This window comes from Rhodococcus sp. LW-XY12 (assembly GCF_019317345.1).
Taxonomy (GTDB): Bacteria; Actinomycetota; Actinomycetes; order Mycobacteriales; family Mycobacteriaceae; genus Rhodococcus; species Rhodococcus pyridinivorans.
The window spans coordinates 4,624,202-4,648,373 of the sequence record NZ_CP079225.1 but is presented as its reverse complement, the minus strand read 5'-3'; the positions used below and the strand labels follow the sequence as shown (position 1 = coordinate 4,648,373).

Annotated in this window: 22 protein-coding genes and 1 pseudogene; 14 read left to right on the top strand and 9 right to left on the bottom strand. The window is 66.8% G+C overall.

Annotated features, from left to right (window positions below):
- The first annotated feature begins 72 nt into the window (after positions 1–72).
- The 6 genes from KXC42_RS21305 to KXC42_RS21280 are packed head-to-tail and all read left to right on the top strand — an operon-like array spanning position 73 to position 8,581.
- A complete protein-coding gene (locus tag KXC42_RS21305; RefSeq protein WP_219129547.1) occupies positions 73–2,175 on the top strand; it encodes a hydantoinase/oxoprolinase family protein in 2,103 nt (700 codons plus the stop codon).
- Positions 2,172–4,124: a hydantoinase B/oxoprolinase family protein gene (locus KXC42_RS21300; RefSeq protein ID WP_006551022.1), complete on the top strand. Its 1,953-nt coding sequence runs from the start codon at positions 2,172–2,174 to the stop codon at positions 4,122–4,124. The genes KXC42_RS21305 and KXC42_RS21300 overlap by 4 nt, the downstream gene beginning before the upstream one ends.
- The gene (locus tag KXC42_RS21295; RefSeq protein WP_039586499.1) at positions 4,124–4,972 is read left to right on the top strand and encodes an SDR family oxidoreductase; all 849 of its coding nucleotides are present in this window, start codon (positions 4,124–4,126) and stop codon (positions 4,970–4,972) included. Before KXC42_RS21300 ends, KXC42_RS21295 begins: the two co-directional genes overlap by 1 nt.
- 26 nt (positions 4,973–4,998) lie before the next feature.
- The gene (locus KXC42_RS21290) at positions 4,999–5,814 is read left to right on the top strand and encodes an enoyl-CoA hydratase (protein ID WP_006551020.1); all 816 of its coding nucleotides are present in this window, start codon (positions 4,999–5,001) and stop codon (positions 5,812–5,814) included.
- A gap of 57 nt (positions 5,815–5,871) precedes the next feature.
- Entirely contained in the window at positions 5,872–7,389 is a 1,518-nt protein-coding gene (locus KXC42_RS21285) for an acyl-CoA synthetase (protein ID WP_064851683.1), read from the top strand.
- Between the two features lie 40 nt (positions 7,390–7,429).
- The gene (locus KXC42_RS21280; RefSeq protein ID WP_006551018.1) at positions 7,430–8,581 is read left to right on the top strand and encodes an acyl-CoA dehydrogenase family protein; all 1,152 of its coding nucleotides are present in this window, start codon (positions 7,430–7,432) and stop codon (positions 8,579–8,581) included.
- A 30-nt stretch (positions 8,582–8,611) separates the two neighbouring features.
- On the opposite strand, the gene KXC42_RS21275 is transcribed toward KXC42_RS21280, so the two are convergent.
- The 5 genes from KXC42_RS21275 to KXC42_RS21255 form a co-directional block, all read right to left on the bottom strand.
- Positions 8,612–9,451 (bottom strand): alpha/beta fold hydrolase, encoded by an 840-nt coding sequence (locus tag KXC42_RS21275; protein WP_219129546.1) that lies wholly within the window; start codon positions 9,449–9,451, stop codon positions 8,612–8,614.
- A 75-nt stretch (positions 9,452–9,526) separates the two neighbouring features.
- The gene (locus KXC42_RS21270; RefSeq protein WP_024102171.1) at positions 9,527–10,126 is read right to left on the bottom strand and encodes a bifunctional 2-polyprenyl-6-hydroxyphenol methylase/3-demethylubiquinol 3-O-methyltransferase UbiG; all 600 of its coding nucleotides are present in this window, start codon (positions 10,124–10,126) and stop codon (positions 9,527–9,529) included.
- 195 nt (positions 10,127–10,321) lie between these two features.
- Entirely contained in the window at positions 10,322–10,861 is a 540-nt protein-coding gene (locus KXC42_RS21265) for an acyl-CoA thioesterase (RefSeq protein WP_019290767.1), read from the bottom strand.
- A 33-nt stretch (positions 10,862–10,894) separates the two neighbouring features.
- A complete protein-coding gene (locus KXC42_RS21260) occupies positions 10,895–11,374 on the bottom strand; it encodes a MarR family winged helix-turn-helix transcriptional regulator (RefSeq protein ID WP_019290768.1) in 480 nt (159 codons plus the stop codon).
- A gap of 43 nt (positions 11,375–11,417) precedes the next feature.
- The gene (locus KXC42_RS21255) at positions 11,418–12,380 is read right to left on the bottom strand and encodes a DNA-3-methyladenine glycosylase (protein ID WP_006551013.1); all 963 of its coding nucleotides are present in this window, start codon (positions 12,378–12,380) and stop codon (positions 11,418–11,420) included.
- A gap of 153 nt (positions 12,381–12,533) precedes the next feature.
- On the opposite strand from KXC42_RS21255, the gene KXC42_RS21250 reads away from it, so the two are divergent.
- A complete protein-coding gene (locus tag KXC42_RS21250) occupies positions 12,534–13,052 on the top strand; it encodes a ribonuclease H (RefSeq protein WP_033098456.1) in 519 nt (172 codons plus the stop codon).
- 12 nt (positions 13,053–13,064) lie between these two features.
- On the opposite strand, the gene KXC42_RS21245 is transcribed toward KXC42_RS21250, so the two are convergent.
- The 3 genes and pseudogenes from KXC42_RS21245 to KXC42_RS21235 form a co-directional block, all read right to left on the bottom strand.
- Positions 13,065–13,823 carry an ABC transporter ATP-binding protein gene (locus tag KXC42_RS21245; RefSeq protein WP_033098433.1) on the bottom strand — a complete coding sequence of 253 codons (759 nt, stop codon included), beginning with the start codon at positions 13,821–13,823 and terminating at the stop codon, positions 13,065–13,067.
- Positions 13,820–14,830 carry an iron chelate uptake ABC transporter family permease subunit gene (locus KXC42_RS21240; protein WP_257605915.1) on the bottom strand — a complete coding sequence of 337 codons (1,011 nt, stop codon included), beginning with the start codon at positions 14,828–14,830 and terminating at the stop codon, positions 13,820–13,822. Before KXC42_RS21240 ends, KXC42_RS21245 begins: the two co-directional genes overlap by 4 nt.
- Positions 14,817–15,434, bottom strand: a pseudogene (locus KXC42_RS21235) (iron chelate uptake ABC transporter family permease subunit); the annotation flags it as partial. The gene KXC42_RS21240 and the pseudogene KXC42_RS21235, both read right to left, overlap by 14 nt.
- Here KXC42_RS21235 and KXC42_RS21230 point away from each other — a divergent pair.
- On the top strand, positions 15,412–15,630 hold the full coding sequence (locus tag KXC42_RS21230) for a hypothetical protein (RefSeq protein ID WP_006551008.1): 219 nt from the start codon (positions 15,412–15,414) through the stop codon (positions 15,628–15,630). The pseudogene KXC42_RS21235 and the gene KXC42_RS21230 overlap by 23 nt on opposite strands.
- 127 nt (positions 15,631–15,757) lie before the next feature.
- Positions 15,758–16,636 carry an amidohydrolase family protein gene (locus KXC42_RS21225; RefSeq protein ID WP_200358801.1) on the top strand — a complete coding sequence of 293 codons (879 nt, stop codon included), beginning with the start codon at positions 15,758–15,760 and terminating at the stop codon, positions 16,634–16,636.
- A 16-nt stretch (positions 16,637–16,652) separates the two neighbouring features.
- On the opposite strand, the gene KXC42_RS21220 is transcribed toward KXC42_RS21225, so the two are convergent.
- Positions 16,653–18,290, bottom strand: coding sequence for a class I adenylate-forming enzyme family protein (locus tag KXC42_RS21220; protein WP_198040676.1), 1,638 nt, complete (start codon positions 18,288–18,290; stop codon positions 16,653–16,655).
- Between the two features lie 304 nt (positions 18,291–18,594).
- Here KXC42_RS21220 and KXC42_RS21215 point away from each other — a divergent pair, with 304 nt between their 5' ends.
- The 5 genes from KXC42_RS21215 (at position 18,595) to KXC42_RS21195 (ending at position 24,124) form a co-directional block, all read left to right on the top strand.
- Complete coding sequence (locus tag KXC42_RS21215) at positions 18,595–19,989, top strand: ABC transporter substrate-binding protein (protein ID WP_193903964.1); 1,395 nt, start codon at positions 18,595–18,597, stop codon at positions 19,987–19,989.
- 65 nt (positions 19,990–20,054) lie between these two features.
- Positions 20,055–22,325: an ABC transporter permease gene (locus KXC42_RS21210; protein ID WP_219129545.1), complete on the top strand. Its 2,271-nt coding sequence runs from the start codon at positions 20,055–20,057 to the stop codon at positions 22,323–22,325.
- The gene (locus KXC42_RS21205; RefSeq protein WP_006551003.1) at positions 22,318–23,061 is read left to right on the top strand and encodes an ABC transporter ATP-binding protein; all 744 of its coding nucleotides are present in this window, start codon (positions 22,318–22,320) and stop codon (positions 23,059–23,061) included. The genes KXC42_RS21210 and KXC42_RS21205 overlap by 8 nt, the downstream gene beginning before the upstream one ends.
- Complete coding sequence (locus KXC42_RS21200; protein ID WP_219129544.1) at positions 23,058–23,762, top strand: ABC transporter ATP-binding protein; 705 nt, start codon at positions 23,058–23,060, stop codon at positions 23,760–23,762. Before KXC42_RS21205 ends, KXC42_RS21200 begins: the two co-directional genes overlap by 4 nt.
- Positions 23,759–24,124, top strand: a complete 366-nt coding sequence (locus tag KXC42_RS21195; RefSeq protein ID WP_019290778.1) for a hypothetical protein — start codon at positions 23,759–23,761, stop codon at positions 24,122–24,124. The genes KXC42_RS21200 and KXC42_RS21195 overlap by 4 nt, the downstream gene beginning before the upstream one ends.
- Positions 24,125–24,172: the final 48 nt, after the last annotated feature.

Sequence of the window (24,172 nt, the reverse complement as noted above, 5' to 3'; positions counted from 1 at the left end):
CACCGCCGCTCAGGGGGTGGAATGTCATCAGACGTCAGGTGGGACACCGGCGAGACGAACCCAGGAGGAAACATGGGATCCAGGAAGATTCGGGTCGGTATCGATACCGGCGGAACATTCACGGACGTGGTCGCGGTGGACGACGAGTCCGGCGCCATCGTCACCACGAAGACCCCGTCGACACCGCAGGATCCGGCCATCGGCTTCCTCGCAGGCATCGAGAAGGTCCTCGCGCAGCTCGGCGAGACCGGCGACGCGATCGACGCCGTCAGTCACGGCACCACCGTCGCGACCAACAAGCTCCTCGAGGGCAAGGTCGGCACCCTCGGATTCATCACCACCGAGGGCTACGAACACGTCCTCGAGATCGCCCGCCAGTCGGTCCCCGACGGCTACGGCAACTCCTACTTCTGGGTCAAGCCCGACCGCATCGTGTCGGCCGACCGTGTCCGCACCATCCGCGGTCGTCTCGCCTACAACGGCAGCGAGATTCGTCCCCTGAACGAGGACGACGTCCGCGCCGCCGCCCGCTTCTTCAAGGACCGCGAGATCCGCACCGTCGGCGTGTGCCTCATGCACTCTTACGCCAACCCCGAGCACGAGCGCCGCGTCCGCGACGTCCTCATGGAGGAGTACCCGGAGGCGACCGTGAGCATCTCCAGCGAGGTGCTGCGCGAGTACCGCGAGTACGAGCGGTCCATCACGACCCTCGTCGACGCCGCGGTCAAGCCCAACATCCGCAACTACGTCAACAACATCGCGAACCGGCTCCGCGAGTTCTCCTCCGCCGAGGGCGAACAGCGCGACATCCCGTTCTACGTGATGAAGTCCAACGGTGGCGTGCTGTCGGCGAAGGAGGTCGTGCACCAGCCGATCACGACCGTGCTCTCCGGCCCTGCAGCCGGTGCCCTGGGTGCGGCCCTGATTGCCGGCGTCGCCGGTGTCGACCAGGTGCTGACCTGCGACGGTGGCGGCACCTCCACGGACGTCACCGTGGTCGTCGGCGGCGAGCCGGCACTCACCACGGAAGGTCGCGTGGGTGTCTACCCGTCCAAGATCCCCATGATCGACGTGGTGACCGTCGGCGCCGGCGGTGGCTCCATCGCGTGGATGACCCCCGAGGGCACCCTGCGCGTCGGCCCGCAGTCGGCGGGCGCCGATCCCGGACCCCTGTGCTACGCCAAGGGTGGCAACGAGCCGACCATCACCGACGCCCACGTCCTGCTCGGTCGCATCCCTCCCCACCTGCTCGGCGGTGAGATCCCGCTCGACACCGAACTCGCCCGCAAGGGCGTCGAGGAGCTCGCACACCGTCTCGGCCTCGAATTCGAGGCGTGCGCCACGGGCATTCTCGAAGTGTCGGCCTGGAACCAGGCCAACGCGCTGCGCCAGATCACCGTCAAGCGTGGTCTCGACGTCCGCGACTTCACCTTGGTGACCTTCGGCGGCTCCGGGTCGCTGCTGGCCTGTCGCCTCATCGACATCCTCGGTCTCAAGGACGTCCTCGTGCCGCTCGAGCCCGGCAACGTCTCGGCCTTCGGGCTGCTGACCGTCGATGTCCGCAACGACTATGTGCAGACGCACGTCAGCCGCCACGACCGGTTGGAGATCGAGGAACTACAGGCCGGACTCGACGCCCTCGCGGCCGAGGCCGAACGTGCCCTGGAGGACGAGGGATTCGGGCCCGATCAGCGGCAGTACGCCCGCTCGGCGGACCTGCGCTATTTCGGCCAGGCCTTCGAGGTGCGTGTGCCGGTCGGCGACGGCCCCATCACCCAGGAACTGATGGACGAGGCGGCCGAACGCTTCCACCAGGCCCATCGCGAGCTCTACGGCTACGACTTCCGCAACGATCCCCACCAGCACGTGGAATGGGTCAACCTCCGCGTCAGCGGTATCGGCCCCATCAAGCGACCGGAACTCGCCGAGATCGCCCCGGGCACGGGGGCGGACGACGCGCTCACCGGCACCCGTCAGGCGTACTTCGACGAGTGGGTCACCACCCGCGTGTACGACCGCGCCCGCCTCGGCGCCGGCGACGAACTCGAAGGTCCCGCCGTGATCGAGGAATTCAGCTCGACCATCCCGGTTCATCCCGGATTCCGCGCTCGCATCGACACTTTCGGCAACATCCGCCTCAGCAAGACGTCCGACTCGAACGGAGCCACCCGATGACTGCGACTCTCGAACCCGCCGCGGCCACGACCCGCAAGCCCTTCCGGCTGACCGACGCTTCGGGTAGCGCTCCCGATCCGGTGCTGGTCGAGATCGTCGCCGGCTACCTCGCCAGTGTCGAGATGGAGGTGGAGACCTCCATCTCCCGGACCTCGCGCTCGCCGATGATCCGCGACGCCCACGACTTCCGTGCCGGCATCCACGACCGCAACCTGCGCAAGCTCACCGGTCGTTCGTACTCGGCGCTCGTGCATCCGGTGGCGCGGGACTTCCCGCTCGAGACGATGAAGCCCGGCGACGTCTTCTTCCACAACGACGTCTACCTCTCCGAAGGCGGCATCGGGCACCTGCCCGACCTGTGCGTCACGGTCCCGGTCTTCGCGACCCGCCCCGGCGACACCGAGCCTTCGGTGGTCGCGTTCGTGCAGGCCTTCGGCCACCACGACGACATCGGCGGTTGCTGCCCGGGCTCCATGCCCTCGGGTGCGACCACCGTGTACGAGGAGGGACTGATGGTCCCGCCGATCAAGCTGTGGGACCAGGGCGTTCCCAACGAGGCGGCACTGCGGATCATGACCCGCAACTCCCGCATGCCCGATTCGCTCGCCGCCGACCTCGACGCCGAGTGCTCGGCGTGCCTCATGGGTGCGCGTCGACTGTCGGAACTGTTCGAACGCTACGGTGTCGAGACCGTCGAGGCCTGCTTCGACGCGATCCTCGACGCCACCACGGAGACCTACCGCCGCGAGATCCTCAGCAAGATCCCGGTGGGCACGTACACCTGGGAGGACTACGCCGAGCACGACGGTGTGGACGAACCCATGCTGCACGTGCAGCGCATCACCCTCACCAAGACCTCCCCGGAGGACGAGGGCGGCGAGCGCCTGATCCTGGACTTCAACGGCACCGGTCCGCAGGCGAAGGGCCCGATCAACCACTGCGGTGACTACGCCGACGGCAACTTCCTCATCAAGTGGCTGGCGCCGATCCTCCGCAACCTGGCCGACACCCCGGACCGCATGGCGGAACTGGACGTCAACGAAGGTGTCGTGCCGCTGATCGAGATGAGATTCCCGGAGCCGGGCACGCTCATCACGCCGATCTTCCCCGCTCCCACCAACGCTCGCACGTTCGTGATCCTGCGTCTGCTCGGTGTGCTCTCCGGTGTGGTCGCCAAGGCGGTCGACGGCAACATGCCCGCCGACCAGGAGACCATCCGCTACACCGGTGTGTACGGCGAGGACTTCGACGGCCACTCCTACCTCATGCGTGAGGTGCTCGGCGGCGGCTCCGGCGGCCGGCACTACGCCGACGGTGAGGACACCATCCACGTGGTGCCCGACTCGCGGAACCTGCCCACGGAGTTCACCGAGAGCCGTTTCCCGTTCATCGTCGAGAAGCTGGGTCTGGCAATCGATTCCGGTGGGGCCGGCCGCTACCGCGGTGGTCTCGGCTACGAGAAGCACATCCGCATGCTCAAGGATGCGAACTTCATGTCCATCGCGGACCGTTCGATCCTCGCCTGCTGGGGCGTCAAGGGCGGCAAGGCCGGCAAGCCGTTCTCCGTCACCCTCGATCCCGGCGGCCCGAACGAGCGCGAGTTCGACGCCCTCACGGACGCCGAGCCGATCAAGGCCGGCGAGGTCGTGCGCATCCGCACCACCGGTGGCGGTGGCTGGGGCGACCCGCTCGATCGTCCGATCGACGAGGTGGTCCGGGACGTGCTGTGGCGCAAGGTGTCCGTCGAGGGCGCCCGCGACGACTACGGCGTGATCCTGAAGGACACCTCGGCGGAGGAGCCCGTCGCCGACGTCGAGGCCACCGAGGCGCTGCGTGCGCAGATGCGCGCCGAGCGCGGCGAGGAAGAGCCCTTCTTCGACCGCGGTCCCGGTTACGCCCGCCTGTCGGGTGGTGCCGAGTTCGCCGAGTACGACTTCATCGGCAACTGATGTCGACGACGGCCACTTTCTCCCGCGGCACCGATCTCGCAGTGATCGGTGCCGCGGGGAAGACCGGAACGGCTGTCATCGCGGCGCTGGAGACAGCAGACACGACCCCCGTCCGCCGAGTGGTGCACACCGCTCGGCAGGCGGGGGATCGTGCTGTCGACCTCGAGACCGGTGCCGGGCTCGTCGACGCCCTGTCGGGCTGCCGTGGCGTCTACTTCATCGCCCCGAACATGCACCCCGACGAACCGGCGCTGTTCGAACGGTTCCTCGCGGCGGTGGCCGAGGCAGGTGTCGATCATGTCGTCTACCACTCCGTCGCCTGGCCGTACACGCCGGCGATGCCGCACCACCTCGACAAGGCGCGTTGCGAGGACATCCTGCACGCTTCCGGGGTGCGGTGGACCGTTCTGCAGCCCTGCGCGTACACGGAGAACTTCGCATCCGTCCTCGACGGCTCGGTCGATGCACTCGACGTCCCCTACGACCCCGACGCGCCGTTCTCGTTCGTCGCCCTGTCGGACGTCGCGACGGTGGCGGCCCGTGTCCTCGTCGAGGGTACGGACATCCACCACGGCGCCACCTACGAGCTCGGGGGACCGGACTCGGTGAGTGTGCGGCAGCTGTGCGCGGTCGCCGGGCGGTCGGTGGAGATCGAGCAGGTGTCCGTCCCGGTGTGGATGGAGCGCCACGGCCGCGACCTGCCCGCGGATACCCGGGAGCGTCTGGCGGCGATGTTCGACTTCTACGACGATCACGGCTTCGTCGCGGGAAGCGCCGTGACGGCGGCGCTGCTCGGTCGGGCGCCCGCCCGCGTCGCGGATCTCGTCTCGTCGATGCCGCGCCGGTAACCCGCCGGTGGTGTAGGAAAGGGAACGTGACGGATCGCTCTGCGGACGGCCCCGACGCCGTCGACACCCTGCCCCCGCCCGTGCTCATCGCTGTCGACGAGGCCAGCGGTATCGGGGTGCTCACCCTCGACCGCCCGGAGCAGCGCAACCCGCTGTCGGTGGAGACGATGCGCGAGGTCATCGCCGGCCTGACGGCGCTCGCGGCCGACACGAAGGTGATCGTGGTCCGCGCGGAAGGCCCGGTGTTCTCGGCCGGGCACGACCTGCGGCAGATGATCGGACGCACGCTCGACGAGGAACGCGCGATCTTCGAGACGTGCAACGAGATGATGCGGACCGTGCAGTCGATCCCTCAACCGGTGATCGCATCGGTGCAGGGCACGGCGCTCGCGGCGGGATGCCAGCTCGTCGCTGCGTGCGATCTCGCCGTCGCTGCCGGCGACGCTCGCTTCGGCACCCCGGGTGTGCGGATCGGGTTGTTCTGCTCGACGCCGATGGTCGCGGTCAGCCGCGCGATCGGCCGGAAGCGGGCGCTGCAGATGCTGCTGACCGGCGACACCATCGACGCGCAGACCGCCGCCGACTGGGGCCTGGTGAACTACGTCGTCGAACCGGAGACGCTGGAGACCGCGACCACCGAGCTCGCCCTGAAGATCGCCACGTCGTCCCCCGAGACGATGCGGATCGGCAAGGAGGCGTTCTACCGGCAGATCGATCTGCCGCAAGAGACGGCCTATGCCGCAATGGCGGAGACGATGGCGTCGAACGCGATGATCGACGACGCGCAGGAGGGGATGACGGCCTTCCTCGAGAAGCGGGCACCGGTCTGGAAGGATCGCTGATCCCGAGCGATCGCTAGGTCTGGACTAGTTGGTTGGACGTCCTATAAAGTTCACTGCATGACCCCCGACCCGCGTCAGAGCACCGTCGACGGCATCCTCCACCGCACCGCCGCGCGCTATCCCGCCCGCGTCGCACTCCGCTTCGGCGACCGGCAGTTCACCTACCGGGAACTCGACGACGCCGTCACCCGTGCCGCTGCGCACCTGCTCTCGTTGGGCCTGTCCAAGGGCGACCGCGTGGCCGCCTACGGCACCAACTCCGACGGCTACGCGATCGGATATCTCGCCGCTGCCCGCGCCGGCCTGGTGCACGTGCCGATCAACTACGCACTGCGCGGCGAGGAACTGTCGTACCTGCTCGGTCAGTCGGGCGCGAAAGCCGTGCTCGTCGACCCCGTGTTGCGCGACAATCTCGACGCCGTCCTGGCCGACGTGCCGGCCGAGACCGTCGTCCCGCTCCGCGACGCCGACGACTCCCTGGTGACGGTCGCGCAGACCGGCGACGTGCCGACGCTCGACGTCGCCGTGGCCGACACCGACCTCGTCCAGCTCCTCTACACCTCGGGCACGACGTCGAAGCCCAAGGGCGCCATGATGACCCACCAGGCGCTCACCTTCGAATACATGTCGTCGATCGAGGCGCTCGACCTGTCGGCCGGCGACGACCCGCTCGTGTGCATGCCGCTCTACCACTCCGCGGCGATGCACGTCTTCCTCATCCCGTACTTCGCGGTCGGTGCGACCGTGCGGCTGCTGCCCGCACCCGACGTCGCCGAGATCCTGCGGCTGGTGGAGGAGGAGCGCATCGGATCGCTGTTCCTCGCCCCGACGGTGTGGGTGCCGCTGACCAACCATCCCGACCTCGACGAGCGCGACCTGTCGTCGCTGCGCAAGGCGCAGTACGGAGCGTCGATCATGCCCGTCACCGTCCTCGAGCGACTCCGCGGCCGCTACCCGGAGCTCGGCTTCTACAACTGTTTCGGCCAATCCGAGATCGGTCCGCTCGCCACCGTCCTCCGCCCCGAGGAACACGACGCGCGTCCCGCCTCGTGCGGCCGGGCCGTGCTGTTCGTCGAAACCCGCGTCGTCGACGCCGACGGCAACGACGTCCCCGACGGTGAACCCGGTGAGATCCTGTACCGCTCACCGCAACTGTGCCTGGGCTATTGGGAGAATCCCGCCGCGACGGAGGAGGCCTTTCGCGACGGCTGGTTCCACTCCGGCGACCTCGTCACCCGCGACGCCGAAGGCTTCATCACCGTCGTCGATCGCATCAAGGACGTCATCAACACCGGTGGCATCCTCGTCGCCTCACGTGAGGTCGAGGACGCGATCTACACGCATTCGGCCGTCGCGGAGGTCGCGGTGATCGGTACTCCGGACGAGAAATGGATCGAAGCGGTGACCGCGGTGGTCGTCCTCAAGGACGGTCACGAGCTCGACGAGCCCACCTTGATCGACCACGTCAAGCAGCGCCTCGCACCGTTCAAGGTGCCCAAGGCCGTTCGCTTCGCCGACGTCCTGCCGCGTAACCAGAGCGGCAAGCTCCTCAAGCGCGAACTGCGCGGATCCTGACCACTCCGACCGAACACTGCGAAAAGGAAATCCGAACCCGATGCCGAAGAAGCACGTCGCCTCCTGGTACGACGACGAGGTCTCTGCCGTCTACGATCTCGCGCGCGAGTTCTTCGATCGCGAGGTCATGGGCAAGGCCGAGAAGTGGGATTCGCAGCGTCGTATCGATCGTGAGGTGTGGCTCGAGGCCGGCAAACTCGGTCTGCTGTGCTGCTCGATCCCCGAGGAATACGGGGGTGGCGGCGGTACCTTCGCGCACGACCTCGCGGTGTTCGACGCGCAGGGCTACTCCGGCGATCTCGCGTTCGGCAACTCCGTGCACAGCGGCATCGTCGCGCACTACATCCTCGAATACGGCAACGAGGAGCAGAAGAAGACGTGGCTGCCGGGCATGGCCACCGGCGAGATCCTCGGTGCCATCGGCATGACCGAACCCGGCGCGGGTTCGGACCTCAAAGCGATCAAGACCACCGCGGTGCGCGACGGCGACCACTACGTCGTCAACGGCTCGAAGACCTTCATCACCAACGGTTCTTCGGCCGACGTCATCGTCCTCGCCGTCAAAACCGACCCGAAGGCAGGCGCCAAGGGTGTGTCGCTGCTCATCGTGGATCTCCGTGACGCCCCGGGCTTCTCGGTGGGCCGTGTGCTCGACAAGGTCGGCCAGCACGCCGCCGACACCTCCGAGCTGTCGTTCGTCGACGTGCGCGTGCCCGTGACGAACCTGCTCGGCGAATCCGAAGGTCTCGGCTTCGGTCAGCTCATGGCACAGCTCGTGCAGGAACGTCTGATCATCGGCGCGCAGGCCGCCGGTGCGATGGACCGGGCCGTCGAGGAGACCGTCCGCTACACCAAGGCGCGACAGGCGTTCGGGCACAGCCTGTTCGAGTTCCAGAACACGGCCTTCGAACTCGCCGAGTGCCAAACCATCGCCCGCACCTGCCGCATCTTCCTCGACCACTGCATCGAGCAGCACCTGAAGGGCCAACTCGATCCGTCCGATGCCGCGATGGTCAAGTACTGGCTGACCGACAAGCAGTGCGAGGTCATCGACCGGTGCGTGCAGTTGCACGGCGGCTACGGCTACATGCGCGAATACCTCATCGCGCGGATGTACGAGGACGCGCGCGTCCAGCGGATCTACGCCGGCGCGAACGAGGTCATGAAGCAGATCATCGCGCGGGCGCTGTAACCGCCGAGTCGTATCCGGATGCGGGACGTCTCAGCGGGCTGTGGCGGTCAAGAACTCTTCGATCGCCGCCCTGAGCTTCTCGGGCTGGTCTTCGGCCAGCAGGGTGTAGCTGTCGTCGATTTCCACCAGCCGCGCGTCGGGGAAGACCTCGGCGAGGCGTCGCCCGTGATCGCGCGGCATCATGCGGTCCTCGGTGGCCCACACGACCAGCACCGGCCCGGAGAATTGCGCCGCTTTCGCAGCGATCTCGAGCAGCTGTTGCTTGGGCGGGGACGAGAGTGCGTACTTGGCCAGATCACGCCGGATGTTCCGGTCGACCGTGGCCGGGCGGAACCAGGCGTCCATGACGGGTCCGGGTACCGGACGTTTGCTCATCCATCCCCAGGTGCCGGGGCCACGCCGGCCGAACTTCGTGCCGAGCACCGCCATGAGCAGGCGTACCCCACCCGGAAGCTTGACCAGCGGCAGGAGTCGTTTCACCGGGCCGGGAGGGTAGTTGTCGAATGCCTCGCACGCGGCGAGCACGAGTCGCGAGACCCGTTCGGGATTCGACACGGCGAAGAAGGCCTGGGCGCCGCCCCAATCGTTCTGGATCAGCGTGACGTCACGCAGGTCGAGAGCGTCGAGGAACTCCCCGATGAGATGGCCCATGCCGACGAGGGTGAGGTCTGCCTCCGGGCGCATCGGTATGCGGTGCGAGCCGAGAGGCCAGGTCGGCGCGATGCAGCGGTAGGTGCCGCGGAGTTGTTCCACGACGTTTCGCCACGCGGTTCCGTCCATCAGTAGACCGTGGATGAACACGAGAACCGGTCCGTCGCCACCGGTGTCCTCGTACTCGATCGTTCCTGCCGAAAGCTCGATGTCGAACACGCGATCCCCCTTCGCGTCGAGTCGTCGAGATACTTCCACAGTTCGACGCCGATCACCGGGATTTCACTGATTCCCTCAGAGGGGCTTGGTCCAGTCCAGCGTGTAGCGGTAGTAGAAGCGTCGATGGATACGGCTTCCGGGCAGCACCATCGCGGCCGCGCGACGGATATCGGCGAGTGACTCGCGGGGTTGTTCGGTCGTCATGCCGGGGTAGCCGGATTCGCGGTGGATGGTGCTCGCTACGCGAACGGGAAGAACAAGGGCCCCGGCGACGAGCCGATCGATCACGGTCTTGTTGGCAGACAGCCCCACGATGCGCAGGCTCCCTCCCGGGGCCAGAAGTTCTCGCATGCGTTCGAGCGCGATGATCAGCGGCATGTGATGGAGGGTGGCGACGCACGTGATCAGGTCGAAGCGCCGATCATCGAGTTCCGACGAGGTGAGGACATCTCCCTCGACGACGTGCGCGTCGGGGGTGTCGGCAAGGCGTGCGCGCGCTCGGGCGACAGCCGAGTGATCCGAATCGATGCCGGTGACCGATGCGGCTGCCGTGGCGAGTTTCCGAAGGAGAAGTCCGTCGCCGCAGCCGATATCGAGGACGCTGCTGTCACGGTGCGGAACCGCTGCGAGCAACTCCGAGTGGAAGGCCGTGTTGTGATTCCAATACTCGGTCACGATGCTCCTTTCTCGTCGTCGGGAACGTGTCAGGGTGACCGATCCTCCGGAACGCGAGCCGGCGACTCGACGCCGTACCACCCGAGGATGCTGCGAATGTCGTCCGCGCAGTGTCCCACTGCCCGATCTACCTCACGAGGCTGCTCGCCGGCCTTCGCGACGGGCCGTTGACGGACCTTCACCGGGTGAAGGCACCTACCACGGCCGGCTCGTGGTGAGATACTTCGCCATCTCCTGACTCTGCGCGCGGTGCATGCGGCGGTGCTCCGCCCGCTCGTCACCGGACTCGTTCAGCTTGCGTTCCTCGTCGGATTCGGGCAGCACCGGTGGGACCTGCATGGTTCGACCGCCGTCGTCGACGGCGACGAAGGTGAGGAAGGCGGTGGCGGCGATGCGCCGCTCCCCGCTGCGCAGATCTTCGGCGGTGACCTTGACGAAGACCTCCATCGAGCTACGTCCGGTCCACGTCACGAACGACTCGAGGCACACCGAATCGGACGGACGGACGGGTTCGAGGAAGGCCACGGAATCGGTCGACGCCGTCACAACCGAGGCACGACTGTGACGGGTCGCCGAGATCGACGCGGTCATGTCGATGTCGCTCATCAGCTTCCCGCCGAACAACGTGTTGTGGTCGTTGACGTCGTTGGGAAACACCCTGCTGGTCTTGACGACTCGCGATTCTCGGCAAGGTTTGGCCTGCACGCCGATGGTCCTTTCGTAGATCGTGCTCACGGCGGGATCTCCGCCGGATGCACCTCTACAAGCCTACGACTGCTGCGCGGAAATCGGCGCAGGCCTGGTGTGATACTCGACAATTCTGGTCAGCATGGCGGTGAGCTGTGCGCGTTCGGCCGCGTCGAGGGGAGCGAACGCCTCGTCCTGCGCCGCGGTGAGCATCCGGTCGAGATCGAACAGTCGCCGGCGCCCGCGCTGGGGGAGGGTGATGATGTTGCGTCGCCGATCGGTCGGGTCGGGTGCTCGTTCGACGAAACGCCGGTCGACGAGTGCGTCGACGGCGGCGGCGACGTCGCTGCGATCGAGTCCGCAGCGACGGGCGAGGTCGATCTGACTGGACGGACCGTGTACCTCGAGGGCGGCCAGGATCCGGTAGTGGTGACCTCGGGCATCGGCGGAATCGAGGCGGTCGAACACGACGCGATGCACGTGTCGCGCCGCCAGGGTCATCAGATAGCTCGGGAGGTGTCCGAGCCGATCGGGGCCGGCCGCGTCGTGGGTGGCGGACATGCGACCGAGTCTACGATTACGGGCCCTGTGGATCGAGACCCCGTCACCGCCGACGGTGGTCGGTGATGGGGGTGCGAGGGCCGCGTTTCGGAACCTGCGCGTACCCACCGGACTCCACGATCAGTCGAACCGCCCGATAGCGTTGCGGGCGCAGGGGTTCAAGGTATTCGATCATGCCGGGATCGTCGAGGGGCTTACCGAGCAGCGCCCATCCGACGACCTTCGCGAGGTGGTAGTCGCCGACGGAGAGCGCATCGGTGTCGCCGAACGCGCGCTGGGCGACCTCCGCGGCCGTCCACACGCCCACCCCCGGCACGACCCGCAACTTCCGTCGGGCGTCGGCGGCCGGTTCATGCACGAGGCGCTCGAGGGAGTCGGCGACCTGCGCGCAGCGCACCACAGTGCGTGCGCGGCCGGGGTCGACGTTCGCCCGATGGAACTCCCAGGACGGCACGGTCCGCCAGGTCGCCGCGGAGGGCGGCACGCGCATGCCCTCCGGGGCCGGACCGGGCGCCGGATCGCCGAACCACGTGACGAGACGACGCCAGGACGCGAACGCCGCCACCCCGTGCACCCGCTGTTCCAGGATGGCCGGCACCAGGGATTCGAGCACCCGGCCCGTGCGGGTGATGCGCAGGGCAGGCATGCGTCGGTGCGCCTCGACGAGCAGGGGATGCTCGGGTACGAAGCCGGATGGGTCGTCGTCGGCGCCGAGCAGCGCCGGAAGCCGATCGACCAACTCGGATGCGCCCGGACCCCACGCCAGACACCGCGCGCCGTGCGGACCGTCCTGGGTGAGTCGGTACGTCACGGCACCGGTGTTCATCCGGGAGGTACGCCAGACGGCGCCGGCGACGACGCGATGACACGGATCCCACGGCCCGCGCTGCAGCGGGCGCAGGGTGCGCACCACGTCGACCGGCCACGGCACGCGCACGCGGGTGTCGAGGGGTGCTTCGTCCGCCACGCTCGCGATGCGACGGCCTCGCTCGTCGGACACGGTCACCGTCCTACCGTACTCTGTGCGCTGGAGCGGACTTTCGCGACTCTGTGCGCTGGAGCGGACTTTCGCGACTCTGTGCGCTGGAGCCGACTTTCGCGACTCTGTGCGCTCGAGCCGACTTTCGTGGTGTCGGAGGGTGCGGCTATGGTCGGGCGCATGATCATCGTGAGCACCGACGGATCCTGCCTTCGCAATCCCGGTGGCGCCATCGGGTGGGCGTGGGTCAATCACGAGGGGCCCAGCGCGTCGGGCGGTGAGCGTTCGGGCACGAATCAGATCGCCGAGCTCCGGGCGGTGCTCGAGGCACTGCGCGCGCATCCCGGCGCCGAGCCGATGATCATCGAATCCGATTCGCAGTACGCGATCAAGTGCGCCTCCGAATGGCTGCCCGGATGGAAGCGCAAGGGTTGGAAGACGGCCACCGGCGCGCCGGTGAAGAACCTCGAACTCGTGCGCGCCATCGACCGCGAGCTCACCGACCGCACCGGTCCGGTGCGGTTCCGCTGGGTGCGCGGCCACGTCGGCAACCACTTCAACGAGATGGCCGACACGCTCGCCGGCCAGGCCGCCCGCGAGATCGCGGCGCAGCCCGGACCGATCGAGGTGCCGAGCACGCCCGTGGTCGCGCACAAGCCGCCGAAGTGCGCCGACGACGCCGAATTGACCTTGTTCTGAGCGAAGTTCCGCTCAGCGCGCGTAGACCGCGGTGGGTTGCCCGTTGATCGCGTGGACGGTCACGGGGGTATCGAACACGTCGGTGAGGATCTCGTCCCGCATGATCTCGTCGGACGTGCCGCTGGTGACGATCAGGCCGTCGCGCAACGCGATGATGTGATCGGAGTACGCGGCGGCGATGTTCACGTCGTGGATGACGAGCACGATCGTCTTGCCCAGTTCGTCCGCTGCCCGCCGCAGCTGACGCATCATCAGCACGGCGTGCTTCATGTCGAGGTTGTTGAGCGGCTCGTCGAGCAGCACGTACTTGGTGTCCTGTGCCAGCACCATCGCCACGAAGGTGCGCTGCCGCTGACCGCCGGAGAGCTGGTCGAGGAAGCGGTCTGCGAGGTCGGTGAGGTTGAGGAATTCCATCGCCTCGTCGACGTGCCGCACGTCTTCCGCGGTGAGTCTGCCCTGGCAGTGCGGGAATCGACCGAAGCCGACCAGTTCGCGGACCGTCAGGCGCGCGGTGATGTGGTTCTCCTGCCGCAGGATCGACAGATGCTTGGCCAGCTCCCGGGTCTTCGTGGAATGCACGTCGAGTCCGCCCACGGTGACGGTGCCGCTGGTGGGTTGCAGCAGTCGGCCGATGATCGTCATGAGCGTCGACTTGCCGGCACCGTTCGGTCCGATCAGGGAGGTGATGCCGCCCTCGCGGATCGTGCCGGAGACGGGTCCGAGGACCCGCTTGTCCTGGTACGACATCGAGACGTCGTGGAACTCGATCACAGCGTTCCCTTTCTCAGGAGCATGAACAGGAACAGGATGCCGCCGACGAACTCGATGATCACCGTCAGGAACCCGCCCGCGTAGAAGATGTGCTGCATGAAGAACTGGCCGAAGGCGAGGGTGATCACGCCGAGCAGGAACGCCATGGGCATGACGTACTGGTGCTTGTACGAACCGGCGATCTGGTAGGCGAGGGTGGCGACGAGGAAGCCGAAGAAGGTCATGGGCCCGGCCAATGCGGTCGCGAACGCCACGAGCAGCGCGATGAGGACGAGCATCAGCGTCAACTCGCGCTTGTAGGCGACACCGATGTTGGTTGCGGTGTCGCGGCCGAGCAGCAGCGCATCGAGACGGTGGCGACGGCGCCACAGGATCACCCCCACGACGATGCAGATGCCGAATGCGAGGGGCAGATAGTCGCCGGGTACGGACGACAGGCGACCCATCAGCTCGACCGAGAGCATGTCGTACTCGGTGGGGGAGAGCACCCGCTGGATGAACGTCGAGAGACTGTCGAACGCCATTCCGAGTACGACGCCGACGAGCAGCATCAGGAACAGGCTGCCGAAACGGCCGGAGAACAACCAGCGATAGAGCAGCGTCGCCAGTGCCACCATGAGCCCGGTCTGGAGGACGAGCTTCGGGATGCCTTCGGAGGTCGCGATCGCGGTGGCTCCGAAGAAGAAGACCGTCAGCGTCTGCATCAGCGTGTACAGGGAATCGAACCCGATGATGGACGGCGTGAGGATGCGGTTGTCGGTGACCGTGTGGAACACGACGGTCCCCATGCCGTGCGCGAACGCCGCGACCACCATGGCTCCCAGGACGGTGAGCCGGCGAGGGAAGGTGAAGTCGAACGAGCCGCGGATGAACAGGAACAGATAGCAGGCGACCGCTACGGCGGCGATCGCGGCGACGATGGCCAGGCGCACTCCCGGCGACAGGCGACGGCGCTCACCCTTGCCGGACGGGACGGCCCGGGCGCGTACAGAATCAAGCACTGACATGACGACGCTGCCTCAGAACGAGAGTGATGAAGACGACGGCGCCGACGACGCCGAGGACGACGGACGCGGGAATCTCCATGGGGGCGACGATCGTGCGGCCGACGAGATCGCACGCGAGAAGTAGTCCGGCGCCGATGACGGCGACCCAGGGCAGGTTCCTGTGCATGTCGTCGCCGAGCATCATCGACACGAGATTCGGGACGATCAGGCCGAGGAACGGGATGAAGCCCACCACCACGGTAGTGACGCCGGTGGCGATCGCGACGAGCATGACGCCGAGGAAGACGACCTGCTCGTACTTCAGCCCCACGTTGGTGGCGAGGTCTCTACCGAGACCGGCGATGGTGAACCGGTCGGCGAGGAGATAGGCGAGGACGGCGACGGCGAGCACCGCCCACAGCGGTTCGTAGAAGCCGCGAACCACGCTGCTGAAGCCACCCGAACGCCACGCCGACATCGACTGCAGCAGGTCGAACTTGCCGGCGAGGAAAGTGGTGATCGAGCCGACCACGGCACCGAGCATGATGCCGACGAGCGGCACGATGATCGACGACTTCAGCGCGATCCGGCGCAGGACGACGATGAACACCATCGTTCCCGCGAACGGTCTCGATGGTGACGGTCGCGCCGTTCTCGGCGTCGGCGCTGTCGATACCGCTGTCACCGCAGGCGGTCAGGACGAGCGCCCCGGCGCGGGCCGGTGCGAGGAGCAGGCGCTTGAGATTCAGTTTCACGGGGTGACGTCCGAGGAAGGGTCGGACGGCGTGCTGACATGCGCCAAGACGCTCGCGGATCGGTAATTCAAGTTTCACATAGTATTGGTAAGGCAAACCTTTGTCCTGCTGGGGGTATGTGACAACGATCTCCCGGAGCGAATATCAACTACTCACGTCACCCCTGCTGAGGGTCGCCGGATAGGGTCGCGGCATGAACGAAGTCGAGTCGGTCGCACGCTTTCGGAGCACCCACGGTCTCGATCACCTGATCGACGTCCACACGCACTTCATGCCCCGCCAGGTCATGGACAAGGTTTGGGCGTACTTCGACTCCGCAGGCCCGCTCGTCGGACGGCCCTGGCCGATCACCTACCGGCACGACGAGGAGGAACGCGTCGCGCGTCTCCGCGACTTCGGGGTACGCCGGTTCACCGCCATGCTGTACCCGCACAAGCCGGAGATGGCGGCGTGGCTCAACTCGTGGGCGGCCGACTTCGCGGCCCGGACCCCCGACTGTCTCCACACCGCCACCTTCTACCCGGAGGCCGAGGCGAAGGAGTACGTCGCGTCGGCGATCGAGGCGGGCGCGCGCGTGTTCAAATCCCACATCCAGGTCGGCGATTACTCGCCGCTCGATCCGCTCCTCGACGACGTGTGGGGCCTGCTCGAGGACTCGGGCGTGCCCATCGTCGTGCACTGCGGGTCGGGCCCGGCGCCCGGCACGTACACCGGTCCGGCTCCGATGCAGGAACTCATGCGCCGGTACCCGCAGCTGACGGTGATCGTCGCGCACATGGGTATGCCCGAGTACCGCGAGTTCCTTGACCTCGCGGAACAGTACGAGCGGGTGTATCTCGACACGACGATGGCGTTCACCGATTTCGTCGAGGAGGACACACCCTTCCCGAGGGATCAGCTGCCGCGTCTCGACGCGCTGCGTCGGAAGATCCTGCTCGGCACGGATTTTCCGAACATTCCGTACGACTATCTGCACCAGCTCGAGGTGCTCGAGCGCGTCGCGCCCGACAGCGAGTGGATCCGCGCGGTGTGCCGCGACAACGCCACGTCGCTGTTCGGGCTCGGCGAGTGATCGACGGGTTCGCCGGTCAGACGGTGATCGAGCGTCGGACGATCTTGCCGGTCGCGTTGCGGGGGAGCAGATCCTGCGTGATCCGCCAGACAGTAGGGACCTTGTAGTAGGCCAGTCGCTCGGCGCAGAAGGCTCGCAACTCGTCCTCGGTGATCGTGCTGCCGGGTCGCAGCACGACGACGGCGGCGATCTCCTGTCCCAGATCCTCGTGGTCCACGCCGATCACGGCGCTCTCGACGACCCCGGGGTGCTCGTCGAGGCACTGTTCGATCTCCGTGGGATAGACGTTCTCGCCGCCGCGCAGGATGAGATCGGACCGTCGGCCCGTGAGCCGCAGACGTCCGTTCTCGATCGCGCCGTAGTCGCCGGTACGCAACCATCCCTCCGGGGTGATGGCCGCGTCCGTTGCGGCCGGATCCTCCCAGTAGCCGAGCATTACGTAGGGACTGCGGACGCAGATCTCACCCTCGGTGCCGTCGGGCACCCGTTCGCCGAACGGATCGCGGATCTCCATGCTCACCGTGATGATGGGGGAGCCGAGGGTTCCGGGGAAGGCCTCGATTTCCGGGGCCGTCGCCATGGCGATCGCGGTGCTGCACTCGGTCAGCCCATAGCTGTCCACCAGAGCCTGTCGCGCGAAGGGGAACTTCGCCTGCAGGCGTTGCTTGAACTCGGGGGAGGACGGAGCAGAAGCCAGCGCGAACGCAGTGAGCGAGCCGAGGTCGTACTTGTCGGTGTTCTCGTGCTCGAGCATGCGCGAAGCCATCGTCGGCACCGCACCCCAGTTGGTCACCCTCTCGCGCTCGATGAGCGTGAAGACCTTGTCGACGTCGAACCCGCCTTCCGTCATGACAGCGGCGCTTCCCGTTGCGAGTCGCGGCACCGCAAGGTTGTGCAGGCTCGCGATGTGGAACAACGGTGAGGTCAGGAGATACCGGTTGTCGTTGGGCACCGAGTCGTCATAGGGGCGCTGCTGCATCGCGGCAACCAGCGCGTCGGAGTATCGGTGATAGTCGACGACGGCGAGCACGTTGCGGTGGGAGTGCAGTGCCCCCTTGGGACGCCCACTGGTACCGCTCGTGAACAGGATGACCGCGGGATCGTCCTCCTCCACGTCCGCCGACGGCAGTTCGGCGCCGGACGCCGCGGCCACGATCCGGGGCACGTCCTGCTCGGTGGTGAGCAGATCGAACCCGGAGACCCCCGCTCTCGCCAGCAACGCGGCGCGCTTGGCGTCGGCGACGATCACTTTGGGCCGCACCAGGTTCACGCCGTACGCGATCTCGGGCGGCGTCCACCAGGAGTTCAGGCCCACTGCAATTGCACCCAGGCACTGAGCGGCCCAGAAGGTGATGATCCATTCGGGAGAGTTGGCCGCGAGAAGCGCGACGCGGTCGCCCTTCTTCACGCCGTGCTCGTCGCGCAGGACGGTCGCCAGGGCGGCGACGGCGTCGGCGTGCGCGCTGAACGAGAGGCGGCGATCGGCCGTCACGAGGTAGTCGCGGTCGCCCCATTGCCGGGACGCGGCGACGAGGTCGCCGATGCGGCGGTCGCGGTTGCGCATGACCTGCATCCGGTTGCCGCGCACGTCCTCTTCGACGATTTCGAATCGGCCACCGGGGCCGGTGAGCTGGGAAACGACCATCTGCAACATCTGCTGCAGATCTGCTTGTGCTGTCAAGGATTCGCCTTTCTCGGTCCCGCACGGTTTCGTCGCGCAGCAGGGCGTACACAGGGGGATCGGAGAACTGTTTCGGGTGACGTAGTGCATCGAACCCTAGGCGCTGTGTTCATTGTCACAGATTTGTCCCGGTCAGTGAGAGTGGCCCAGGTCTCACTCTGTGGGGTGGCTACCTTCGCGACACCCGGCCTACCGTCCGACGCCCCGGAATTGCGCTTCAGCCCAGACCGAGACCAAGGAGTCCATCGTCGTGAAACTCAGCGCTGCCTCGAAATCGATGGCGGGTCTGTTCGCCGTCGTAGTAGCGACGTCCGCTTGTGCGTCGGACCGCGGCGCCGACCCGTCGGCGGGCGCCCTCGCTCCGGCGGCAGCCGCCGCAGCGGCGGCCCCCACGGCCGAGGAATCGTTCGGAACCCTCGCGTCTCCGTGCGGGCCGGGGGATGCGGCAGGAAGCACCGACCAGGGAGTGTCGGATACCGAGATCCGCATCGGATACGGCGACGACCGGGGCTACTCGAAAAGTCCCGGACTCAACAAGGAGATCGGTGACGCCGTCTCCGCGATGATCGACTGGTGCAATGCCCAGGGTGGCATCAACGGTCGCACGATCGTCGGTACCCACTACGACGCTGCGATGACGCAGGCCAACGCCGTGATGCAGAACGCGTGTGCGAGCGAGTTCATGATGGTCGGTCACGGCTTCGCCATGGACCAGACGTCCGAGCAGACTCGGGTCGCGTGCAATCTCGCCGCTGTCCCCGCCTTCACCGTGTCCCCCGACGCGGCCAACGGCCCGATGACCTACCAGGGCGTCCCGTTCCCGGTCGACTACGCGAACGGCTCGCAGTGGTTCCAGATCGCCGAGATGTACCCGGACCTGGTCGGCGAGTTCGACGTCATCGACAGCACGATGCCCACGATCATCTCGGCGAGCACCAAGATCCGGTCCATCGCCGAGGCCGCCGGCTTCACGCTGAAGAACTGCGGTGTCACGCTCAACTACGAGGGCGAGTCGAGTTACGCGCCCTTCGCCGAGAAGTTCAAGCAGTGCGGCGTCAAGGGCCTGTGGACGTCCCGTTCCCCGGTGCCGGCCGAGTTCAACTTCGTGAAGGCACTCGACCAGGCCGGCATCGACCCGATCCTGCTCGGTGAGGCCACCTGGTACGGCAACGCCGCCCAGGCGTGGAACGGGGAGAGCGGTCTGCTCGACAACCTCCACGCCGGCATGACCTTCCAGATGATCGAGAACGCTGATGCCGTACCGGCCGTGAAGAAGTACGTCGAGCTGGTCACCGAGCAGGACGGCAAGACCGCGCTGCTCGGCATGCAGGCCACCTCTTCGTTCCTGTTGTGGGCGACCGCTGCGGACGCCTGCGGATCGGACCTGTCCCGTCAGTGCGTCATCGACGAACTGTCCCGAATCGACGAGTGGGACGGAGGCGGGCTGCACGCCGTCACCGATCCCGGGAACAACATGCCGGCAACCTGCGGGCTCGTCGTGAGGCTCACCGGCGCCGAATACACCCAGGCGTTCCCCACGGAGGCCGGCACCTTCAAGTGCGACGACCGCTACCGCGTCGCAACCGATCCGAGCACGTGGGGCACCGAACTCGGACCCGACCGCGTCGCGACGAAATACCTGAACCCGAACATCATCAGACCGACCGTCTGATCCGAGCGCCCGGTGCCGGCGAGGCCTGACACGCACTCGCCGGCACCCCGACCAGAGGTACTCGTATGGACACCTTTCTGACCTTCACGATCGTGGGGTTGGTGCTCGGATCGGTTTACGCGATCGCTGCATCGGGCCTCGTTCTCACCTACAACACGTCCGGCATCTTCAACTTCGCGCACGGCGCACAGGCGATGCTCGGTGCGTTCGCCTACTGGCAACTGCGCTACGGCTGGGGGCTGCCCACACCCGTCGCGTTGCTTCTCGTCCTCGGCGTCCTCGGCCCGATGACGGGCCTGTTGCTCTACGTCGTGATCATGCGCGGCATGCGTGACACCGCCGAGGTCACCAAAATCGTCGTCACCGTGTCGATCCTGCTCGGCATGGTCTCGGTGTCGCACTGGTTCTGGCATCCGGAGACCGCACGCACCATGACGATGTTCTTCGGCGACCAGGCAAGGATCGACCTCTTCGGCGTCACCATTCGCTACCACGAATTGATCTGTCTCGCCGCCGCGGTGCTCATCGCCGTGGGACTGCGGATCATGTTCGTGCGCACCCGCGTCGGAGTGGCGATGCGAGGTGTGGTCGATGATCCCGATCTGCTGCGCCTGAACGGGCACGACCCCGACCGGCTCGCCGCGCTGTCCTGGATGATGGGTTCGACCCTCGCGGTGCTGGCAGGTGTCCTCGTGACACCGATCAACGGTGGCACCCTCGAAGCGAACATGCTGACCCTGCTCGTCATCGACGCGTTCGCGGCGGCGATGTTCGGTCGGCTGCGCAGCATTCCGCGCACCTTCGCCGGTGCGCTGTTCCTCGGCCTGGCAGCCACATACGTGCTCGCCTACTTCCCGACCGCGTGGACGTGGACGTCGAATCTGCGGGTGTCCCTGCCGATGATCGCGCTGTTCGTGGTTCTCGTCGTACTGCCGCAGGATCGGTTGCGCGGTGCCGTCACCCGTACCCGGGAGCGCTACCACGTGCCGTCGGTGCGCAAGGCGATCGCCTGGGCGGTCGCGCTCGTCGTCATCGTCTATGCCATCCGCCTGCTCATGGTGACGTCGGCGGTCACGACCCTCACGATCGGCATGGCCTTCGCGATCATCGCGTTGTCGCTGACCCTGCTGACCGGATACGCGGGCGAGATGAACCTCGCGCCGGTATCTTTCGGTGCCATCGCGACGATCGTGGCGTTCCACTTCGGTATCTCCGGGAGCGGACTGGCTGCCCACCTGAACCTGTGGGGCGTGGCGCTCGGCGTCGCCGTCACGGCCGTGATCGGCGGGCTCATTGCGCTTCCGGCCCTGCGGTTGCGCGGCCTCTATCTCGCCCTGGCCACGATGGCGTTCGGTGTGTTCCTGTCGAACATGGTGCTGCGCGACACCACCCAGCACGAGCTGTTCGGCATCAGGTTCTCGCTGTTCACCGACGGCAACATCGCGATCCCGCCGTTGAAGGTCGGCCCACTCGACCTGCGGAACGAGACGGCCTTCCTCATGACGGTGACGGTGATCTTCGCCGTTCTCGGCGTGGGCCTCATCGCCCTGCGCAACAGCGGCTACGGCCGCCGGCTCGCAGCGATGAAGGACAGCCCCGCCGCGGCGGCGATGCTCGGCCAGAGCCTGGTGCGTCTGAAGCTCGGGGTCTTCACCCTGTCGGCGGGCATCGCCGGACTGGGCGGGCTGTTCATGTCGAGTGCGATGGGCTCGGTGTCGAACGAAAGCTTCTCGATCATGGTGAGCTTGTCGCTGCTGATGCTCACCGTCGTGGCCGGTATCGGTTACGTCTCCGGTGCGCTGTTCGGTGGTCTGATGTCGGGTATCGGCTTCGCCGTCATCATGGTTTCGTTCTCCGATCTCGCTGCGGGACAGCCGGAACTGGCCGGAATGTGGACCTTCCTCGGTCACGTCGCCGCAGTGAGCCCCGCGCTCATCGGTATCGGCGTCGCGGCCAACCCGAGCGGCAGCGTCCACCAGATGGTGGAGGGCTACCGTCACCTGAAGAACGCGGAGCCCGTGCTGGTCGGGGGTGCCGCGGTGGTGCTCGTGTCCTACCTGCTCGCGCTCGTCGGCGCGCTCGACAACTGGTGGTTCGCGTCGATCACCATCGCGACGGTGTTCATGCTTCCGGTCGTGGGACAGTGGCTGATGCCCGAAGCTGTGCTCGGCGCAGAGGAAGCGCAACGTCGCGCGCCGCTGGTTCCCGAACGGATCGGAATCGACGAGCCCTACAACGAGCAGGCACGGGACGAGATCGACCGTGAACTCGGCATCGACGAACTTCTGGCCGCACGTGCCACCGGGTCGGAGAAGGAACTGATTCCTCATGGCTGAGACACCCATTCTGGAAACACGCGGAATCACAGTCCGATTCGGCGGACACGTCGCGGTCAAGGACGTGAGCCTCGGAATCGAACCGGGAACGGTGACGGGCCTGATCGGACCCAACGGGGCCGGGAAGACGACCCTGTTCAACACGATCACCGGCCTGCAACGGCCGACGGTAGGCAAGGTCTTCCTCGATGGTCGTGACATCACGTCGCTACCGCCCTACAAGCGGGCCCGCATGGGTATGGCCCGCACGTTCCAGCGTCTCGAGTTGTTCGTGTCGCTGTCCGTGCGCGACAACCTCCGAGTGGCCGGGGACATCCACAATGCCAACGGACGCAACAAGATCGATCTGGACGAGGAAGTCGACCGGCTCCTCGAGCTGACCGGCCTGGCCGATATCGCGAGCACCGACGTCTCGGACGTACCCACCGGCCGCGCCCGCGTCGTGGAGGTCGCCCGCGCGTTGATGACCTCGCCGCGGGTGCTGCTGCTCGACGAACCCGCCTCCGGGCAGACGGAACAGGAAACGGAGGCGTTCGCCGCCCTGCTCCGCGATCTGGCCGATTCGGGTCTCGCGATCTGCCTCGTCGAGCACGACATTCCGCTCGTGATGAAGATCTGCTCCCGGATTCACGTGCTCGACTACGGCGCGGTGCTGGCCAGTGGCGTCCCGGACGAGATCAAGAACGATCCGGCAGTGATCAACGCCTACATCGGCACCGAGGAGGAAGCGGTATGAGCGTCGAACCGTTGCTCGAACTGTCGGGTGTCCGGGCCGGATACGGTGCGATCGAGGTGCTGCACAGCGTGGATCTCATACTCGAACCGGGCGCGGTGGTCGCCCTGCTCGGGCCCAACGGCGGAGGTAAGACGACGACCCTGCGCGTGTGCTCGGGTATCCATCCGGTCTCGTCGGGTGAGTTCCGGCTGGCCGGCCGTGTCGTCAACGGTGTGTCCGTAGCGGAATTCGCACGTCTGGGGGTGTGCTCGATTCCCGAGGGACGCGGCATCTTCCCCAACCTCACCGTCCGCGAGAACCTGTGGATCGGAACCGGCACCGGTGTTCCTCTCGCAGACCTCGAAGAGGTGGCGTACACGCGATTCCCCGTTCTCGGTGAGCGCCGATCACAGCTGGCCGGTTCGATGTCCGGCGGCGAACAGCAGATGCTTGCGCTGTCGCGGGCGCTCGGTACCCATCCCACGGTGCTGTTGCTCGACGAACTGTCGATGGGTCTGGCACCGCGCATCGTCTCCCGGATCTACGACATCGTCGGCGAACTCGCCGCCGAAGGGGTGTCGATTCTCGTAGCCGAACAGTTCGCGCGAGCGGTGCTCCCGATCGCCACCAGTGCCGCGCTGATGTTGCAGGGCCGGGTGGTGCGCACGGGCGATCCGGCGGAGATCGAAGAAGAACTTTCCACCACCTATCTAGGAGGATGACCATGACCGCACTCGCCGACGAGCGACGTGAACAGTTCAAGAAGGACGTTGCAGCGCTGGGTCTCGACGCTCCCCGCCCGGATTCGGGAGGAAAGGCCCGCATCGTCGGCCTGGCCCTGATGGTGATCGGCGCCATCGCGATCTTCGTCGTCTACATTGCGTCGCTGACCCTCTCCGATACCCGTGACCTGCTGTCCTACCAGTTGCTCGCTCTCGGCTTCGTGGCTGTCACTCTGATCGGTGTGGCGGTCCATCTCGCCGCCGCGGTCACTCGTGTCCTGCGTCTGTGGCTGGTCAGGCAGTTGCTCGAGAGCAGCACGCAGGCCGAGCGGATCGCGCAGGCGCTCGCACGCAATGACTGAGCGCACATACGCCGAACGTGGCGACGGCCCACCCCGAGGGATGGGCCG

Bases quoted from the DNA above. Each gene is read 5' to 3' on its own strand.
- KXC42_RS21195 (WP_019290778.1), top strand. From the start codon at position 23,759: ATGACCATGACCGCACTCGCCGACGAGCGACGTGAACAGTTCAAGAAG.
- KXC42_RS21295 (WP_039586499.1), top strand. From the start codon at position 4,124: ATGTCGACGACGGCCACTTTCTCCCGCGGCACCGATCTCGCAGTGATC.
- KXC42_RS21285 (WP_064851683.1), top strand. From the start codon at position 5,872: ATGACCCCCGACCCGCGTCAGAGCACCGTCGACGGCATCCTCCACCGC.
- KXC42_RS21230 (WP_006551008.1), top strand. From the start codon at position 15,412: ATGAACACCATCGTTCCCGCGAACGGTCTCGATGGTGACGGTCGCGCC.
- KXC42_RS21305 (WP_219129547.1), top strand. From the start codon at position 73: ATGGGATCCAGGAAGATTCGGGTCGGTATCGATACCGGCGGAACATTC.
- KXC42_RS21220 (WP_198040676.1), bottom strand. From the start codon at position 18,290: ATGTTGCAGATGGTCGTTTCCCAGCTCACCGGCCCCGGTGGCCGATTC.
- KXC42_RS21210 (WP_219129545.1), top strand. From the start codon at position 20,055: ATGGACACCTTTCTGACCTTCACGATCGTGGGGTTGGTGCTCGGATCG.
- KXC42_RS21225 (WP_200358801.1), top strand. From the start codon at position 15,758: ATGAACGAAGTCGAGTCGGTCGCACGCTTTCGGAGCACCCACGGTCTC.
- KXC42_RS21260 (WP_019290768.1), bottom strand. From the start codon at position 11,374: ATGTCCGCCACCCACGACGCGGCCGGCCCCGATCGGCTCGGACACCTC.
- KXC42_RS21300 (WP_006551022.1), top strand. From the start codon at position 2,172: ATGACTGCGACTCTCGAACCCGCCGCGGCCACGACCCGCAAGCCCTTC.
- KXC42_RS21215 (WP_193903964.1), top strand. From the start codon at position 18,595: ATGGCGGGTCTGTTCGCCGTCGTAGTAGCGACGTCCGCTTGTGCGTCG.
- KXC42_RS21205 (WP_006551003.1), top strand. From the start codon at position 22,318: ATGGCTGAGACACCCATTCTGGAAACACGCGGAATCACAGTCCGATTC.
- KXC42_RS21280 (WP_006551018.1), top strand. From the start codon at position 7,430: ATGCCGAAGAAGCACGTCGCCTCCTGGTACGACGACGAGGTCTCTGCC.
- KXC42_RS21250 (WP_033098456.1), top strand. From the start codon at position 12,534: ATGATCATCGTGAGCACCGACGGATCCTGCCTTCGCAATCCCGGTGGC.
- KXC42_RS21240 (WP_257605915.1), bottom strand. From the start codon at position 14,830: ATGTCAGTGCTTGATTCTGTACGCGCCCGGGCCGTCCCGTCCGGCAAG.
- KXC42_RS21200 (WP_219129544.1), top strand. From the start codon at position 23,058: ATGAGCGTCGAACCGTTGCTCGAACTGTCGGGTGTCCGGGCCGGATAC.